Genomic DNA, 16,987 nt, shown 5'->3' with positions numbered 1-16,987 from the left:
CTATTTCTTGAACAATTTGTAATTTAAAAGACATACTGTAGTCTTTTTGGGTACGCTTTACATAGCGTAATTCCTGATGGTTTTCCATAATGACACTTTTTGTGTATCGCTATTTCAGGACAAGACAGTCTTAAAAATAAAAGTAACACTTCTGTTTTGGAAGTGTTTTTTTTATGATACATTTGACCGGTAAGTATTTTTTTAATAAATAAAAAAAAGTGCTTATTTAATTAATCAAAACCTAAAAAAACAAATTCCAAAAAATGAAAAAAGCATTACTTATTTTAACAGTGTTATGCACTTTAAACGGTTATTCACAAAAGAAAAAAGTAGCAGTTGTTGGTTTTTATACTGACAAAACAATCGATCTTTCTAGTCTGGGACTAAATGGTTTAGCCGCAATAGCGGACTTAGGAAGTGACCCGAATTTTAATCTTGCTCCTATTTTAGAGAAATATCACACTGCTTTTTTTGAGGTGTATTCTAAGAAATTTCCGTTTGATTTGATTCCTGAGAATGAAGTGACTCAAAAACAAGAGTATATTGATTTTACACCAAAATTTGCCAGAGAAGGTGATGCAGGAAAAACGATCATCAATTACCCTGGATACAAATATATTTACGAAGGTATGGCAGGTGAAGCCAATGAAGTTGGAACAGCTACCATCTTTAAAGAAGTTGCCGATGGTGTTTTGTTTACAGAAATCCATTTTTCTCTACAAAAAGGATTCGCTGTTGGTGGAACCGGAACAGTTAAAATGAGAGCGAATGTAAGACTTGCTTTGTACGATAAAAACGGTAAAAAAGTATTTGCATTCACCGAAGGAGAAAACTCTAAGAAAACGGGAGTTATTGTAGGCGGAATTCCTGTTTTAACGCCTGAGAAAGTACTACCAATGTGTGAAAGTGCATTAGAAGAACTGCTAAAAGATTTAGATGAAAAAGTGGCTAAAATCGTTAAAAAGACGGCTGATAATCTTTAATATTCTATAAGTTATATAAAAGCAAGAAACCACTCTTAAAAAAAAAAGAGTGGTTTTTTTATGTGATTTTTGGATTGCTGTAGTGGGAATTTCTAATTAAATACCTCAAAAAAACAAACCTAACAGGTTTTAAAAACCTGTTAGGTTTAAGGAATTTTGTGACTCTTAGAGATTTTTAGTTCTTCACCTGAATTTGATTATAAAAAAATCCCGTTTCAAATTTGAAACGGGATTTTTTTTTTGTGATTTAAATCTGAAGTCTAACTTCAGAAATCTAAAATCTTTATTTAGAATTGCTCTCTTCCAGCAAAGTGGAATGCACCTTCGATTGCAGCATTTTCATCGCTGTCTGAACCGTGAACTGCATTTTCTCCAATAGAAGTAGCATATGCTTTACGGATAGTTCCTTCAGCAGCTTCAGCTGGATTTGTAGCTCCAATTAAAGTTCTGAAATCTTCTACTGCATTGTCTTTTTCTAAAATAGCAGCAACAATTGGTCCACGAGACATGAATTCAACTAATTCTCCGTAGAAAGGTCTTGCAGCGTGAACAGCATAAAATGCTTGAGCATCAGCTACAGTTAATTGAGTTAATTTTAATGAAACGATTTTGAAACCTCCGTCAGTAATCATTGCTAAAATGTTCCCGATGTGTCCGTTTGCAACAGCATCCGGCTTAATCATTGTAAAAGTTCTATTAGTTGCCATTTTTCTTGCGATTTTTAAATTTTGTGCAAAAATAGACTTTTTTATGAATTGATTTTAATTAATTCATAATTAAAACTTATTTAATTTCTGTAAAACGCTGATTTCATGAAAAGCCTATAAAATCACAGCATTTTCCTAAACCCTATAAGTCATGTCAGTAAATAGATTTGAGCCCCGGTTTAAATGAACTTACATGACTTATATGGTTTAAAAAACACACTAAACCTTAAAAATGAGTTTGTTTTTGTAGAATAGCCATAAAATAAAAGTCCAGATTCCTACATAAACCAAAGCTCCGGCAAAAGAAGCCAGCATCGGATTACTGAAAAAAGGCGCGATGCCGTATTCATATAAATATTTCAGAAGATTGATCTTTTCTCCGGTTTTATGCGGGTTTTCAAACTCCACCATTACCAAAGCCTGTGGAATAATCTGAGAAGTAAAAAAGACAATCATCGGATTTACACCCCAGATTAGAAACAATTTGAACCCTTTTTGATAAGAAGCAATATCTATTACATAATATAAAATGGCCAAAGTAGTGGTAGCCAGCCCTGTTGTGTACAAAACATAACTGCTTGTCCAAAGTGATTTGTTTATCGGGAAAACAAGATTCCAGATTTGACCTGCTATAATTAGTGCTATCCCGGCCAATGCCATTTTTTGTGCAATATCTTTTTTTGCAACCTTAAGTTGTAGTAATTGACCAATTAATAAACCAATAATACCATTTACAATTGATGGAATGGTACTTAACAATCCTTCCGGATCCCAGGTTACAGTACCGCGATACATATGACCTTTAAGAAGAATACCGTCCAGCCAAGAAGCTAAATTGGTTCCTTTTTCCAGATTGGCTTCTCCAATTCCGGGAACGGGAATCAAGGTCATAACGGCCCAATAGCCAAATAAGAGCACAACTCCTGTTATGATTTGGGTTTTTTGGGTTGTTTTTAAATATAATAGTGAAATAACAAAGTACACCACCGCAATTCGTTGCAGTACTCCCGGAAGACGTGCGTCGTGATAAGCCTCGATTCCGCTATAGGCTAAAAAAAGATAAATAAGCAGGATAGAAAAGGCAAAGATGTTTTTTAGTTTAGAACTAAAATTACCCATTAAAGCATATCCAACGCCAATTGTAATGATCAATCTGCCAATAAGAAGAGGGATACCGGTAAGGTCAAAGAGTTGTATTTTTCCAAAATAATTGAAGAAAATCCCTAAACATAACATTCGTAGCGAACGTACGAGAATTTTATTAAAAGTAGTGTCGTCGTATCTTTTGTCCGGCATCGCAAGCGGAACTGCAACTCCCATTATAAAAATAAAAAAGGGGAAAACTAAGTCAGTTAGGGTACAGCCATTCCATTCAGCATGCAAAAGGGGAGGGAAAACATTACCCCAATCTCCGGGGTTGTTGACAATTGTCATTAATAAAATAGTCAGTCCACGAAAGACATCTAGCGAAATTAAGCGTTCTTTTACCATTGGTTTTGGGTAAATTGGATTAGTTAATAAATTTTAAAAGTCGCTATTTGGTTTAGAAACACTAATTTCGGAATCAGGTGGTTATTTTATCCCGAAATTAGTGCCGTATAGTATGAAATTAGATCGTTATGATTGAAAAATCAGTTTCTAAAGGTCTTAATTTTTGAGTTAATAAAGGAATCAATTCGCCTCCTTTTTCTAAATAAAACTCAGAAAAATTAGCCTGACGTTCCTGCAAACTTTTGTTGGGGAATAATTGATATTGTAAATTTTCGATTCGCTCTAATTGGTCGCTTAATTTTCTTTTTTGGGCTTTAAGCAGTCGTTTTTCTAAATTTTCCAAGCCCTTTTTCTGTTTTACTTCCTGAGCTTTTACGGCTCCTGTAAAAGACTGATCTGTTTTTTGAGCTAGTTCAAATAGATATTGAAATTGCTTTTCCAAAATTTCTTTTTGAGGGGTTAAGTCTATTGGGAATTCAGAAATTTTATAGGTGACAGCGTTAACTAAATCGGCTGGTTTGGTAAATAAATCTTTCCAGCTTAAACCTAATTGATCCGCTTTTTTGGATTGTTTTTCGGTAGTTAATAATACAGAATTTCGAACTAAAATTATTGGAAATGTTACGTTTACGGCCTCAAAGAAAGATTTTAATTCTAACCAATACGCAATTTCCCCACCTCCGCCAATGTAGCATAAGTTGGGTAAAATAATTTCCTGATACAAGGGACGCATAATCACGTTGGGGCTGAATTTCTCGGGATTACTTTCTGTTAATTTTAGAATTTCTTCTTTCGTAAAGGAGATTTTAGTATTGTTGACGATGTATTTATCGTTTTCAAAAACAATGCGTTCGCGCAAATGATCTTCAATATAGAATAAATTGATTTCACGCGGATTTACCTGAACGGTATACGCTTTCAGTTTTTCTATAGTTTCCTGAACCGCTTTAAAAGAAGTTTGTTTCGTTAATTCTTCTTGAATATAAGGAATAAAGGCACGTTTCAAATCGGCACTATCAGCATCTATAATCACCAGACCTTGAGCAGCAAACAGCGCATTGGCTAAAAAACGTGTAGCATCAGCAAGCGTATTGTGCTTTAAATAAGCATCTTCAAAGAGTTTTTTTAGCGTATTGGCGTTTGTACTGGACCCTAATTCTAAAGCATAGATTTCGAAAAATTCAGCGAGACCTTCTGTTGAAAGTCTTCCTACCGGACCCGTACTTTCCTTATTCCATCTGAATTTTTTTCCTTTAAAATTAAAATAATTGATCTCTTCAAAATCATGATCTTCGGTCGCCATCCAGTAGATTGGGACGAAGTTATAGGTTGGGTACTTCGATTGTAATTCTTTGGTGAGATTTATGGTCGAAATAATTTTATACAAAAAGTACAAAGGCCCGCTAAAAAGATTTAATTGATGCCCGGTTGTAACGGTAAACGTATTTTGCTCTGCTAAAAGAGCAATGTTTTGTTTGGTCAGATCAGAAGTCGGAATAGCCGAATATTGTTCTTCTAAAACAGCAACCAAAGCAATCCTATTTTGATTGTTGAAATTCTGTTGTTTTTCAACGATTTGTTTTTCAAAGTTTTCCAGCGTTGGGAAATTATTGTAAAGCGGCTTCAGATCCGGTTTTTGTTCTAAATAATCATGTATCAATGTAGAGAAATATCCTGAGTTTTGGTAGCTGATACAGTCGGTTGGCATAGTTTTAGGTTTATTTTTGATAGCTGTAAATTTAATGAAAATATACAGTTAAAAACGGTTTTAACTATTGCTTAGGATTTGATTTTTTATTTTTGAATTAATACACTGTTAATCAGTGTGTTTTGTTTTTTTGTTGCGATCTGAAATTAACTGTTTTAGTAAACAAAATGTTAATAGCGTGAAGAAGTATTGTTTTTAGCATAAACAGCAGAGAAAAATTAGACAAAGCGTTTATTTATTTTTTATAAAGATTGTTGTTTTCCGGAGGTAGATATTGGTTAGTAATGAAAAATTGCATTCTTTTTTAAATCTGATTTTGTTGAAACTAACGATACCAAATTTGTATAGAAACATTTTTCAAAGCCGAAAATTTGTTAAAATTGGTTCTCTTGTGCATGTAATTTTGAGTGAAGCTGATTTTTTTAATGTTTTTAAGTGTCTGTAAATCAGTGGTTTTTAATTATTTTCAAAAAATTTTGTTAAAATAATTTGTTTATTAATAAAATATTTCACAAAATTTGCCTCAGAAAATAAATCATTAACTATTAATAACGAAGACAATGTTTGTATTAAACTTTACCTCTCAAAACATCGCATCAGGATTAGATTCTGTTGGCATGTGTCTTCGTGGCTTTTCTCAATCCTAGCAAATCAATTTAAGATATAAGAGCAAGCCCGAAGGAAAATAACTTTCGGGCTTTTTTTTATTCTAGACTCTTCAAAAAATTCCCGATTACCAGAATTTAATTTATCTGTTTCAGATAAAATGCTATTGTCTTGTATTTTTTATACCGGACAGGAAATCTATAATCTATTTTTTTAATGGACAATTATCTTTTGGACGATTGCATTCAATGCACTCATTTAAAAACTAAAAGACGAAAAAAAAGATTGGTTAAAGAGGATTTTGAAAAACAACTTGTTCAATTATCAAAACGAAAAAGTGCCCTTTATTTGGCCATTAGAAATTTGCCTTTAATCGAATTGAAAGAGCCTTATCAAAAAGGCTGGGTTCGGTTTTTTGTAGTTCGTGTTGATGTTTTGCGCTCAGCCGACGGTGTATTTTATGAAAAGATACTAGCGAAAATTAACACTTTTCAGTTTTCTAATCAAAAGGAATTCACCACGAGGAAAAAGCGTTTTGGGAAGAAAGCCATTTATCCAAGAGAACAATTTGTGGCTAACATCAGCATCAGCGATTGGAATACTAACAAATTCGAATTAACTGATAAAGAAAAATCCTGTTTTACACTAATCGAAAAATGGTCTGAACTATACAATCGTTTTGTGAGGTATTACAAATTTAATGAACCATGGAGGTTTGTATTTAAAATTGAGGTAAACATAATTACACATAAAAAAGCTGTTGACGCAGGACTTGAAAGTGAATTAAAGCTTATCAAAAATTACATACAGAATCGGAATTTAGGATGGAAGATCTATAAAATGAGGAGCAAAGGAGACTACTATTATTGGAGCTTGGAAAAAGTAAAGCACAATAATGACTTAAAAACAACAAATCTGAATACGATATATGAAATGTATTTAGAAGAAAAACATATATAATGGGAAATAAATTATCCGGAAAAGACCTGATTAAAATAGGCTTTCCAAAAAATAACAGTATCAATATTGCTTTAGGGCAAATCAATCGATACAGAAAAAGAGAAAAAAAAGAAAGTATACTAACCGAAGCCAAAGAAGTTTTGTTGTTTCCTGAAAAATTTACAGGACACGGAACTTGGGGGAAAGTGGCTGAAGGATTAGTTAACCCGGTGCAAGTAAGAATGCATCAGCTCAATAATACAAGGGCTCCGTTTTCGATATTCGGAGAGAATGAAATCGACGAGCAGGCCAAGTATCAGTTGTATGATGCTTTAAAATTACCGATTTCAGTTGCTGGAGCTCTAATGCCCGATGCGCATTCAGGTTACGGATTGCCCATTGGTGGTGTACTCGCAACAGACAATGCGGTTATTCCGTACGGTGTTGGTGTAGATATCGGTTGCCGAATGAGTTTGTCCATTTTTGATATTCCGGCTAGTTTTTTCAAAGGAAAAGAACATCAGTTGCAGGCCATTTTAAAAGACAATACCAAATTTGGAATGTATGAAACACATACGATAAGAGCCGATCATGAATTGTTTAGCCGAAGCGAGTTTCAGGATATTCCACTTCTGAAAAACCTTTTGACTAAAGCCTACAAACAATTGGGAACATCAGGTGGCGGAAATCATTTTGTTGAGTTTGGAATCGCAAAGATTACCAATCCGCTTAACGAATGGAAAATAGGTGTTGGGGAATATTTTGCAGTGTTATCGCACAGTGGTTCAAGAGGATTGGGTGCTAATATCGCCAAACATTATACGTATCTGGCTACTAAGCAATGTCCGTTGCCAAAAAATGTGCAGCATTTGGCTTGGCTAGATCTGAACACACATGACGGTCAGGAATATTGGCTGGCTATGAATTTGGCCGGTGATTATGCTAAAGCTTGTCATGATGATATTCACCGCCGAATTGCAAAAGCGATAGGAAAACGTGTTGTTGTGACAATCGAAAACCACCACAATTTTGCGTGGAAAGAAATCGTAAACGGCAAAGAAGCCATCGTACACCGTAAGGGAGCGACTCCGGCCAATGTTGGTGAACTGGGAATTATTCCGGGTTCGATGACGGCTCCGGGATTTATTGTTCAGGGGAAAGGAAATGCGGAGAGTTTAAATTCTGCTTCACATGGCGCGGGACGACTTTTTTCTCGTAGAAAATGCAAAGAATCATTCACGCAAAGTGAGATCAATAAAGTCCTGAAAGCAAATGACGTGAGTCTGATTGGTGGAAACATTGACGAAGCTCCAATGGCCTATAAAGACATTAATAAAGTAATGGCAAACCAGAACGAATTGGTTGATGTTCTCGGAACATTCACACCAAAAATCGTGAGAATGGACCGCTAAAAAAGATAAAAATTATGGAAAAAATAATTCAAATAACATCAGGGCGTGGCCCGGCTGAATGCAGCTGGGTTGTAGCTCAGGTTTTAAAAACTTTTATAGAAGAAGCAAAAGAGAAGAACATAAAAACAACAATGCTTCAGAGGGAAACCGGAATTGAAAATGGAACCGTAGAAACAGCAACAGTTTTACTGGAAAGTAGCAACCTGAATGATTTTGTGAATTCGTGGGTGGGAACAATTCAATGGATTGGACAAAGTCAGTTTAGGAAATTGCACAAGCGTAAAAACTGGTTTATCGGCATCTTTGAAATGGAGAAATCGACGGCAACCGAGATTTCTGAGAATGACATTCAATACCAAGCCATGAGAAGTTCAGGTGCCGGAGGACAGCATGTAAACAAAGTAAGTTCGGCCGTAAGAGCAACTCATGTCCCAACCGGAATCAGTGTGGTTTCGATGGACTCCCGTTCACAACATCAGAATAAAAAACTGGCAACGGAAAGGTTATTGCAAAAATTTAAAGAAGAAACGGTAAAACAGTTTAAAGCCGAATTTCAGGCACAATGGATGAACCAGCTGCAAATTCAAAGAGGAAATCCGATTCGGATTTTTCAGGGTTCGGATTTTAAAAAACAAAAAGAAACAAAAAATTACAAACAGGAACGACAAAGGTTAAAAAGAGAAGATTATTCCGATCGGGAATAATAACAGTACACTTTGAGTTCCGATATAAAATAATAGATGAAAACAGTAGATAAATATCTTTTCCAGGCGTTAGACAGCTATCCTTATTCGTTGGAAGAAACCATAGAATCATTAGAATACGCTTTGTCTTATGATGATAAAAACACAATGGCTTTATGTTTATATGGTCAGGTTTTAAGCGATCAATTATTTAAATACGAGGAGGCTAAACAGTATTTTCAACAAGCTATTTCGATTAATATTCATGCAATAGAAGTGTATTCGTATTATATTTATACGTTGGTTTTGAATGAAGATTACGAGGAGGCAATGAAGTTAATTGATTTTGCACTTACGATTAAAGGAATCAACAAAGTGGAGATTCTCTTAAAGAAAGTGCTGCTTTTAGAAAGCCAGAAAAAATTCAAAAAAGCACAAAAAGTATTAAAAGAGACACAGCTTGAAACTCTAAATGCAACTTACGATTGTACTATTGAAGAAACTGAAAAACGATTGACTAAAAAGTTAAACAAGATTTCTAAAAAAGAGAAACAAGTAAGCAAAAAGAAAAAATAATACGGAAAAAGGATGTTGTAAGGACATCCTTTTTTATTTCAGTGAGTTGATAAGGATTAAAAAAGGCCTGATTAATTTTAAATATCCGGGCCTGTTTTTTTATTCTGCCACAGATTAAAGGATTAAAATGATTTATAAAATCTGTATAAATCCTTTTAATCAGTGGCAAAAAAATAATTCGTGCCAATTGGCGAAATTCGTGGCAAAATGATGAAGAAGGTCACGAAAACGAGGAATCTAAACAACTTGATTTTTGTTTTTTATTTTGGAGCGTGTTACACGACCAAATTCAAATATCGTCCTGAGCGAATTCGAATGTCATCCTGAGCGAAGTCGAAGGATGTGCATGAAATCCCACAACCCTAAGACCCGATCCTCGCAGTCAGCTCAACTTAATTCTGTTTTTGTATTTTCACAATGATCTTTTATTTTAACAGATAAATGTTTGTTGATTTCAGGAATTAGGTTCATTTTTGTGTTCTATTTTCTTAAAAATAAACCTATATCAAAATTGAATGAAAAATAACCCAAATCAGAAGAAGAACTCTTTAAAACACGTTCTCTTTGGAAGCTTAATTGGTACCACGATCGAATTTTTTGACTTTTATATTTATGCCAATGCAGCAGTATTGGTTTTTCCGGAACTATTTTTCCCGGGTTCAGATAAGACGATGGCAACCTTAGAATCATTAGCTACTTTTTCGATTGCTTTTTTATCGCGTCCTTTAGGTTCGGCATTTTTTGGACATTTCGGCGACAAGATTGGACGCAAATTTACTTTAGTTGCCGCTTTGCTGACGATGGGTATTTCGACTGTAACCATTGGTTTTTTACCAAGTTATGCCAGTATTGGTGTAGCTGCTCCTTTATTATTAATGTTGTGCCGATTTGGACAAGGTATCGGATTAGGAGGTGAGTGGGGAGGCGCCGTCCTGCTGGCAATAGAAAATGCACCGCCAAACAAACGCGCCTGGTATGGAATGTTCCCACAGTTAGGAGCTCCAATTGGGTTATTGCTGTCCGGAGGTACTTTTTTATTGTTAACCGATTCGATGAGCAACGAGGATTTTATGGATTATGGATGGCGAATTCCTTTTATTGCCAGTTCTCTTTTGGTGGTAGTAGGTTTTTATATTCGAACTAAAATCACGGAAACACCTTCTTTCGAAAATTCAAAAAAAGAACAGGAAGAAGTAAAAGTTCCTTTTTTAACTTTGATAAAATCATATAAAAATCAATTGATTTTTGGAACTCTGGCAGCCGTTACGACTTTCTTGGTTTTTTATCTGATGACAGTCTTTACACTGAGTTGGGCAACGTCTAATTTAGGTTTCGAAAAAAGAGATGCTCTATTGATACAGTTGTTTTCGGTGTTGTTTTTTGCTCTTTTTATTCCGGTTTCGGCTGTGGTTGCAGATAAAATAGGGCGTCGAAAAATGCTAATTATTGCTACGGCGGCTATAGCTGTTTTTGGTTTTTTCTTTTCCTTCTTTTTGAAATCGGGAAGTATGGCTCTGGTATCGATTTTTACCTGTATCGGAATGACTCTGATGGGATTTACTTATGGCCCTTTAGGAACATTTTTATCGGAATTATTTCCTACCAATGTTCGTTATTCAGGTGCTTCCTTAACCTTTAATCTGGCGGGAATTTTTGGTGCAGCTTTTGCGCCCATGATTGCAATTTGGCTGGCATCTCATTACAGTTTGACCTATGTAGGTTTTTATTTGACAGGTGCAGCCTGTATTTCTTTATTCTCTCTATTGGTTATCAGTAAAAAAGAACATAAGTTTTAAAGGATCGAGTCCAAAAGTTAAGGAGCAGTAAAAATTAAACACAAATAGCATGGAATTGATTTAAAAAAGAAGAAATCCATTTTAATTATAAAAATCTGTGGCAAAGAAATAATCCATGTAAATTGGTGTAATTCGTGGCAAAAGATCAAAATGATAAAAAGGTTGTCTAAATATAAATTTGGACAACCTTTTTTATTCTTAACGTTTCAAGGTAAAATGGCCTGTAAATGTAGTGCCATTTAAGCGAGTGACACTAAACCAATAATCAGATGTTGGCATGTCCTGTCCCGTATAAGTTCCATCCCAGGAAGTATTGACGGTTAATTCTTTGATGAATTTTCCATAGCGATCAAATATTCGGATTCCGGTGTTGGGCGCTAAGTAATCAAAATCGATGGTCCAGGTATCATGAAAAGTATCATTATTAGGGGTAAAGAACTTTGGGTAAGGAAGTTCATTTATATATTTAGTACATGGAGTAGCTGTGGCTTCATCGATTTTTATAGTTATTGGAGTTCGTTCACTTTCGCAATCATTAATGGTCTGGGAAGCAAAATAGGTAACTTCATTTTTAAGCGGAGTTGATTCAGATAAAATTACTCCGGCTGTTATCGCATTGTACCATTTTATGTTTTGACCGTTAATTTCTATTTTGCCGATGGTAGCATTTTCCTGTATACAGAAAGTCTGATTTGCATGGGCAGTTGGAGCTTGTGTATCCTGAATTTTTATAATAATCCCTAATCTTTGACTCTCGCAGTTCATGTTTATTTGACTTACATAATAAGTACGGTTTTCAAGAGCGGTTGTGCTGGTTAAAACATTTCCTGCTGTTTCCGCATCATACCATTTTAGGTTTTGTCCTGTGAGAATTGCAATATCATTTATAGTAGCGTTGTCATCAATACAAAAAGTTTGCGCGGTATTGGCTGTTGGCAGAGCGGTATCATGGATCGTTACCAATACTGCTATTCTGTCGCTCTCGCACCCAATAAGCTGTGAAACGTAATAAGTAGTATTGTTTTGCAACACTGTAGTATTCGGTAATGGTGCTGCGGAGATCATCGTATTGTACCATTTTAAATTTGTCTCATTCAGAACGATATCGCTCAAAGTAGCATTTTCGCTTTTGCAAAACTCAGGATTTAAATCGCCCGTAGGAATTCCGGGTGTATTTTGGACAGAAACCGTAACGGCTAATCTTTTGCTTTCGCAAGAATTCAATGTTTGCGAAACATAATAAGTAATTCCGTTTTGCAGAGTGGCAGTGTTTGATAAGCTGTTTCCATTAGTAAGCGCATCATACCATTTTAGATTTTCTCCGGTAACTACAATATCCTGTAAAGTTGGATTTTGACCCGTGCAAAAAGGTTGATTGGTATCTCCGGTTGGAGCAGGGGTATCGTAAATTTTTACTGTTACAGCAGTTCTCTCACTCTCGCATCCGCTTATGGTTTGTGAGGCGTAATAAGTTGTGCCCTCTTGGAGTAATGTGGTATTGGGTAAAAGGGTTCCGGCTGTGAGTGCATCATACCATTTTATGTTTTGACCAGTTGAAATGCTGATGGCATTTAAAGTTGGCTTATCCTGAATACAGAAGTTCTGAGGGGAAGTTACAGTTGGTTTAATAGTGAATAGAGTAAATGGTATTAATGTAACTTTTGATATTTCTGAAATACATCCGGCTAAACTCTTTATTTTAATCTGGTAATCGCCTGGATTCAACAGTATTGAAATTTTATTGGTAGTCCAAGTATTTCCATTATCAAAACTATATTCTGAGGCTACAGTTGTGATTGTGATTTTTCCTTTAGAATTATTACAATCTGGCTGAAAGATTGTTGCTTGAGGTTTACCCGGTGAATCTGCAGGAGGATTTATAGAAGTGTTTATTGATGGAGATTCACAACCTGCCGAGTTCTTAATTTTAATGGTATAATTTCCAACAGGAATGTTACCGGAATCTGGATTTTTACTCCAGCTTATGCCATTATTAAAACTATATTCAGAAGCAGTAGAAGTGATTTTAATTGTCCCAAAAGGATTGGTGCAGCTAGTTGGCTGAGAAACAATATAATTTGGCGTTTTTATGTCTTCTAAAAGAGGATTAATAGTTGCTTTGACAGGGGATGAAGGACAGCCTGTAGCACTATTTTTTATTTTAACGAAATAAGTACCGGGATTTAAATTTGATGCTATGGGATTTGAAGTCCAGTTAAGTCCATTGTCAAAACTATACTGCTGAGCATAGGTTGATACAGTAATTTTTCCTTTTGTAGCAGTACAACTACTTGGTTGTTGAACGGAAATATTTGGTGGTCCCGGGGAGGGATTTGGGTCGTAAAGAGTAAAATATTTAGGGTTAGATTCGCATCCAAACGAGTTTTTTATTTTTAAATAATAATTTCCAGGTGTTAAATTTGGAATTGTGGAGGTTGAAACCCAGTTTTTTCCATTATCAACACTATATTCTGAAGCAGAAGTTGCTACTTCAATGCTTCCTAAAATATCGCAATTAGGTTGGGTTAGTTTAAATAAAGGTTCGTCAAGATAGAATTTAGGCACATAAACGGCTTGAGGGTATGATTCACAACCTAGTTTATTTTTCAAAATTATATAGTAATATCCTTCATCTAAATTAGTAGCACTTGGATTTGTACTCCATGTCAATCCGTTATCAAAACTATATTCAGCTCCAATTGGATCGATGGAAATACTTCCTCCCAACTGACATGTAGGTTTTGTCGTCGAATAAGCGGGAGTGTCCAGGTAAACCGGATAAATAGGAATAGGTGTTGTATAGGACTCACAACCTAATTCGTCTTTTATTATGATGTGAAAATTTTCTGCGTTGATTGATGCTAATATGTTTAAAAGTTTATTTGAATTACTCCATGTCCTCCCTCCATCAAAACTATATTGTGCAGCTGGTGTGTCAATTATAATACTTCCGGGAATTCCACATTTTGGTTGAGTTACCCGTATACTTGGGAAATTTAATTTTGGGTCATTAAAATTCACACTATAATAAGTTGGAGAAATACAACCTGATTCATTTTTTATTTTTGGATGGTAATTACCCATAGGTAAATTTAAAGCTGTAGGAGTAGTGCCCCAGGTGTTCCCACCATCAAAACTATAAAAGGGTGCCGGAGTGGTAATCGTAATGCTGCCACCTTTGTCACAAGTTGGGTCAGTGTAAGTATATTCGGCATTTTTTAACTCAAATGGTGTAAAGGTAAAATAGACACTTTGTGAGACACATCCGTTACTATTTTTTGTTTTTATTCGATATTCAGAGCCAATAGGCAGATTTGTGGCTGTCGGATTTGTGCTCCATGTTGCTCCATCATTAAAACTGTAAAAATCGGCCTTGCTGATTATTGTAATACTTCCAGTTGCGTTATCACCGCAAACAGTTGGTTGTGTAATATTGTAATATGGAGTTTCGAGAAAAAAAGGATAAATATGGATGTAAAGTGGTAAACTTACACATCCATATTTATCCTTTATTACAACATGGTAATTACCTTCTCCCAAATCAGATTTTGTTGGGTTCGTTCCCCAAGTTTGTCCTTCGTCAAAACTGTAAAACGCTGCAGGAGATGTTACCGTGATAGTTCCATTTTTGGTACATTCAGGTTGAGTAACGGTACAAATGGGAAAATCTAAATATAGACTGCCAATATACATTCTATTTGAATAGGTCATACATCCAGTACTGCTTCTTGATTTTAAAGAATAATAATTAGCTTCTAGATTTGTAGCAGTTGGATTTGTAGACCAGGTTTGACCATCATCAAAACTATATTCCGATGCCGGTGATGTAATAGTTATACTGGCACCGGAATCGCATGTGATTTGTTTATTTATTCTGTAAGTAGTTTCTAAACCCGAATAATAATTTATAGGTACATATACATATTGAGGTTCTGATGTACAACCCAATTCATTTTTAACAACTATGAAAAAATCTTTATAAACAAGAGGGATTATTGTCGTTGGGTTCGTACTCCAGGTTAGTCCTCGGTCAAAACTATATTCAGATGCAGGTGTTGTTATTGTAATACTTCCAGGAGTGTTGCAAATAGGTTGTACATATGTGAAAGTAACCGGATCAAGAAAAAAAGGTTTTAAGATGGCATAATAAGGTTCAGATTCGCAGCCTAATTCATTTTTTGTTTTTATAATATGAGTACCTCCACTTAGATTTACTGCATTAGGATTGGTGGTCCATGTTACCCCGTTATCAAAGCTATACTGATGAGCAACGGTTAAAATACTTATAGAGCCCTGTTGCGTGCAAGTAGGGTCAACCGTTTTTACTTTTGGTGTAGGGTTGTAAAATTTTTTTAAATAAATATATTCTAATGGAGTATTAGATTCACAACCATATTTGTCTTTAATTTTTATAGAGTAGTAATCCGGAGCCAAATTTGTTGCAATAGGATTTGTAGTCCAGGTTACTCCATTATCAAAACTATACTCAGATGCAGGTGTCGTAATAGTAATACTTCCTCCTGCATTACAAGTGGGAATTTTAAATGTATATTTTGGATAATCTAAACGAGGCGTAAAAAGAAAGATACTACGGGAATACGATTCACATCCCTGATTATTTTTAATTCTGATTATATAGTTCCCTGGGGGTAAATTGTTTTTTGTTGAATTGGTATTCCAAGTCAATCCATCATCAAAACTAAATTCTGAAGCAGGCGTTGTAATTTTGATACTGCCATTAGCACTACATGTTGGCTGGATAATTGAAAATGAAGGTCGGTCTAACAATACAGGATCAAGGATTGTTATAATGGAAGGTGTTGAAATACACCCGGAGGCAGCTTTAGTTTTAACATAATATTTGCCTGGCCCTGTTGGAGTAAAACCAGAATCAGTCTGCCATGTTTTACCATTATCAAAACTATAATTTAGGCCTCCTTCTTTTACAGTTATATTGCCGCTTTTATTTTTGCAATTAGGCTGTTTTACAATTGTTTCCGGACTTGAGAGTGAATTGTTTATCGTTAAAGTTGAACTAATAAAACAAGCACTTCCGTTAGTTATTTTAACCGAATAAGCGCCTATATTTGTTGTTTTTGGTAATATGTTATAAGTCTTATTTATTGCGCCATTTATTGCAATTCCCTCTTTGTACCATTGATAAGTTGTACTTGGGTTTGGGTTTTTGGTTGTACTAGCGGTTAATTGTAAATCGCCATTACAAAAATTTCCTGTTTGAGAAATAGTGACTCCAAGGTCCTCCACTTTGTTTAAAACTAATTTGTCGTAAAGTAAAGATAGAGATTCCAGCGTATCAAATGATGCGGGTAATTTTCCAGATGGAGCACCAAACATTATTGAATTTATATTGGTATTTGGAGTAAAAACAAGGGTTATTTCTCCCCATATAGATTGGGGTTGGTAAACGGCATGACCTATTTCAATCCAGGTTGGATCAAATGTATCTGGACTGGAATTTGTATATAATGACAAATTATCGCGATTATTGCATCCAAAAAGGGTAATATTAATAGGCTCTAAATAATCAAAATCATATTCTTTATTACCGCTTTGAGCTATTAAAGTAGCAATATTTAATTTTAATTGATATTTTGTACCTGCAAGTAATGGAGTTTGCAATTTAGTTGCGAGGTATTCTTTTCGGCCATTTTTATAAACAGCACTAATTATCCCATCACCGTCAGGAAAATTCTCAAGTTTCTTATCATAAATAAGACTAGGTTTAGCACAATTTATATAAGAAGGAGAAGGTTGTGTTCCCTTTACCCAAGAGATTACTGAACTTAAATCGTTATAAGAATAGGGGCAACTTGTTTTTTCTTCAAATGAAGAGTTCGCTAAAATTGAAGTTGTCGCATTGTTATTACAAATGCAATCAGTGTCATTTAAATCTATTTTTCCATCATTATCATCATCGATGCCATTATTACAATTTTCTTGGGAATAAGAATACAGTGAAAAGAATAAAAAAATAAAGAGTAATTTATATTTCATAAGGGTCGGGTAGTAGTGCCGCAAATGTAATTAATTATCTACAAAATAAAATCAAAAATTGCAACTCGCAG

The 16,987-nt window shown here is 34.9% G+C and carries 10 protein-coding genes; 6 read left to right on the top strand and 4 right to left on the bottom strand.

The genetic code is table 11. The annotated features are described in order from the left end of the window. Nucleotides 1-263 precede the first annotated feature (263 nt). A complete protein-coding gene (locus tag ACHRV3_RS19815) occupies nucleotides 264-983 on the top strand; it encodes a hypothetical protein (RefSeq protein ID WP_230002947.1) in 720 nt (239 codons plus the stop codon). Nucleotides 984-1,270: 287 nt separating this feature from the next. Here the strand turns inward: ACHRV3_RS19815 and ACHRV3_RS19810 are convergent, their stop codons facing one another. The 3 genes from ACHRV3_RS19810 to bshC form a co-directional block, all read right to left on the bottom strand. Further along, complete coding sequence (locus tag ACHRV3_RS19810; protein ID WP_047778452.1) at nucleotides 1,271-1,690, bottom strand: nucleoside-diphosphate kinase; 420 nt, start codon at nucleotides 1,688-1,690, stop codon at nucleotides 1,271-1,273. Nucleotides 1,691-1,909: 219 nt separating this feature from the next. Then, nucleotides 1,910-3,181: an acyltransferase family protein gene (locus ACHRV3_RS19805; protein ID WP_395435617.1), complete on the bottom strand. Its 1,272-nt coding sequence runs from the start codon at nucleotides 3,179-3,181 to the stop codon at nucleotides 1,910-1,912. A 118-nt stretch (nucleotides 3,182-3,299) separates the two neighbouring features. Next, nucleotides 3,300-4,889, bottom strand: a complete 1,590-nt coding sequence (gene bshC, locus ACHRV3_RS19800; RefSeq protein WP_395435616.1) for a bacillithiol biosynthesis cysteine-adding enzyme BshC — start codon at nucleotides 4,887-4,889, stop codon at nucleotides 3,300-3,302. Between the two features lie 822 nt (nucleotides 4,890-5,711). Here bshC and ACHRV3_RS19795 point away from each other — a divergent pair. The 5 genes from ACHRV3_RS19795 to ACHRV3_RS19775 all read left to right on the top strand — a co-directional run bounded on the left by ACHRV3_RS19795 (nucleotide 5,712) and on the right by ACHRV3_RS19775 (nucleotide 10,901). Further along, nucleotides 5,712-6,455, top strand: coding sequence for a hypothetical protein (locus ACHRV3_RS19795; protein ID WP_395435615.1), 744 nt, complete (start codon nucleotides 5,712-5,714; stop codon nucleotides 6,453-6,455). Next, complete coding sequence (locus tag ACHRV3_RS19790) at nucleotides 6,455-7,846, top strand: RtcB family protein (RefSeq protein WP_047778448.1); 1,392 nt, start codon at nucleotides 6,455-6,457, stop codon at nucleotides 7,844-7,846. The genes ACHRV3_RS19795 and ACHRV3_RS19790 overlap by 1 nt, the downstream gene beginning before the upstream one ends. 14 nt (nucleotides 7,847-7,860) lie before the next feature. Then, nucleotides 7,861-8,550 (top strand): peptide chain release factor H, encoded by a 690-nt coding sequence (gene prfH / locus ACHRV3_RS19785; RefSeq protein WP_395435614.1) that lies wholly within the window; start codon nucleotides 7,861-7,863, stop codon nucleotides 8,548-8,550. 36 nt (nucleotides 8,551-8,586) lie between these two features. Next, nucleotides 8,587-9,105, top strand: a complete 519-nt coding sequence (locus ACHRV3_RS19780) for a hypothetical protein (protein ID WP_395435613.1) — start codon at nucleotides 8,587-8,589, stop codon at nucleotides 9,103-9,105. 515 nt (nucleotides 9,106-9,620) lie between these two features. Continuing rightward, nucleotides 9,621-10,901, top strand: a complete 1,281-nt coding sequence (locus tag ACHRV3_RS19775) for an MFS transporter (RefSeq protein WP_047778445.1) — start codon at nucleotides 9,621-9,623, stop codon at nucleotides 10,899-10,901. Between the two features lie 198 nt (nucleotides 10,902-11,099). Here ACHRV3_RS19775 and ACHRV3_RS19770 read toward each other — a convergent pair whose 3' ends face one another. Further along, nucleotides 11,100-16,916 (bottom strand): T9SS type B sorting domain-containing protein, encoded by a 5,817-nt coding sequence (locus ACHRV3_RS19770; protein ID WP_395435612.1) that lies wholly within the window; start codon nucleotides 16,914-16,916, stop codon nucleotides 11,100-11,102. Nucleotides 16,917-16,987 lie beyond the last annotated feature (71 nt).

This window comes from Flavobacterium sp. FlaQc-49 (genome assembly GCF_044005985.1).
GTDB classification, from domain to species: Bacteria; Bacteroidota; Bacteroidia; order Flavobacteriales; family Flavobacteriaceae; genus Flavobacterium; species Flavobacterium cupriresistens.
Note: the sequence above shows the minus strand (reverse complement) of the source record. Positions and strands in the feature narration are given on the sequence as shown.

Excerpts from the sequence above, each read along its gene's own strand:
- ACHRV3_RS19815 (WP_230002947.1), top strand. The coding sequence starts at position 264 with ATGAAAAAAGCATTACTTATTTTAACAGTGTTATGCACTTTAAACGGT.
- ACHRV3_RS19810 (WP_047778452.1), bottom strand. The coding sequence starts at position 1,690 with ATGGCAACTAATAGAACTTTTACAATGATTAAGCCGGATGCTGTTGCA.
- ACHRV3_RS19805 (WP_395435617.1), bottom strand. The coding sequence starts at position 3,181 with ATGGTAAAAGAACGCTTAATTTCGCTAGATGTCTTTCGTGGACTGACT.
- bshC (WP_395435616.1), bottom strand. The coding sequence starts at position 4,889 with ATGCCAACCGACTGTATCAGCTACCAAAACTCAGGATATTTCTCTACA.
- ACHRV3_RS19795 (WP_395435615.1), top strand. The coding sequence starts at position 5,712 with ATGGACAATTATCTTTTGGACGATTGCATTCAATGCACTCATTTAAAA.
- ACHRV3_RS19790 (WP_047778448.1), top strand. The coding sequence starts at position 6,455 with ATGGGAAATAAATTATCCGGAAAAGACCTGATTAAAATAGGCTTTCCA.
- prfH (WP_395435614.1), top strand. The coding sequence starts at position 7,861 with ATGGAAAAAATAATTCAAATAACATCAGGGCGTGGCCCGGCTGAATGC.
- ACHRV3_RS19780 (WP_395435613.1), top strand. The coding sequence starts at position 8,587 with ATGAAAACAGTAGATAAATATCTTTTCCAGGCGTTAGACAGCTATCCT.
- ACHRV3_RS19775 (WP_047778445.1), top strand. The coding sequence starts at position 9,621 with ATGAAAAATAACCCAAATCAGAAGAAGAACTCTTTAAAACACGTTCTC.
- ACHRV3_RS19770 (WP_395435612.1), bottom strand. The coding sequence starts at position 16,916 with ATGAAATATAAATTACTCTTTATTTTTTTATTCTTTTCACTGTATTCT.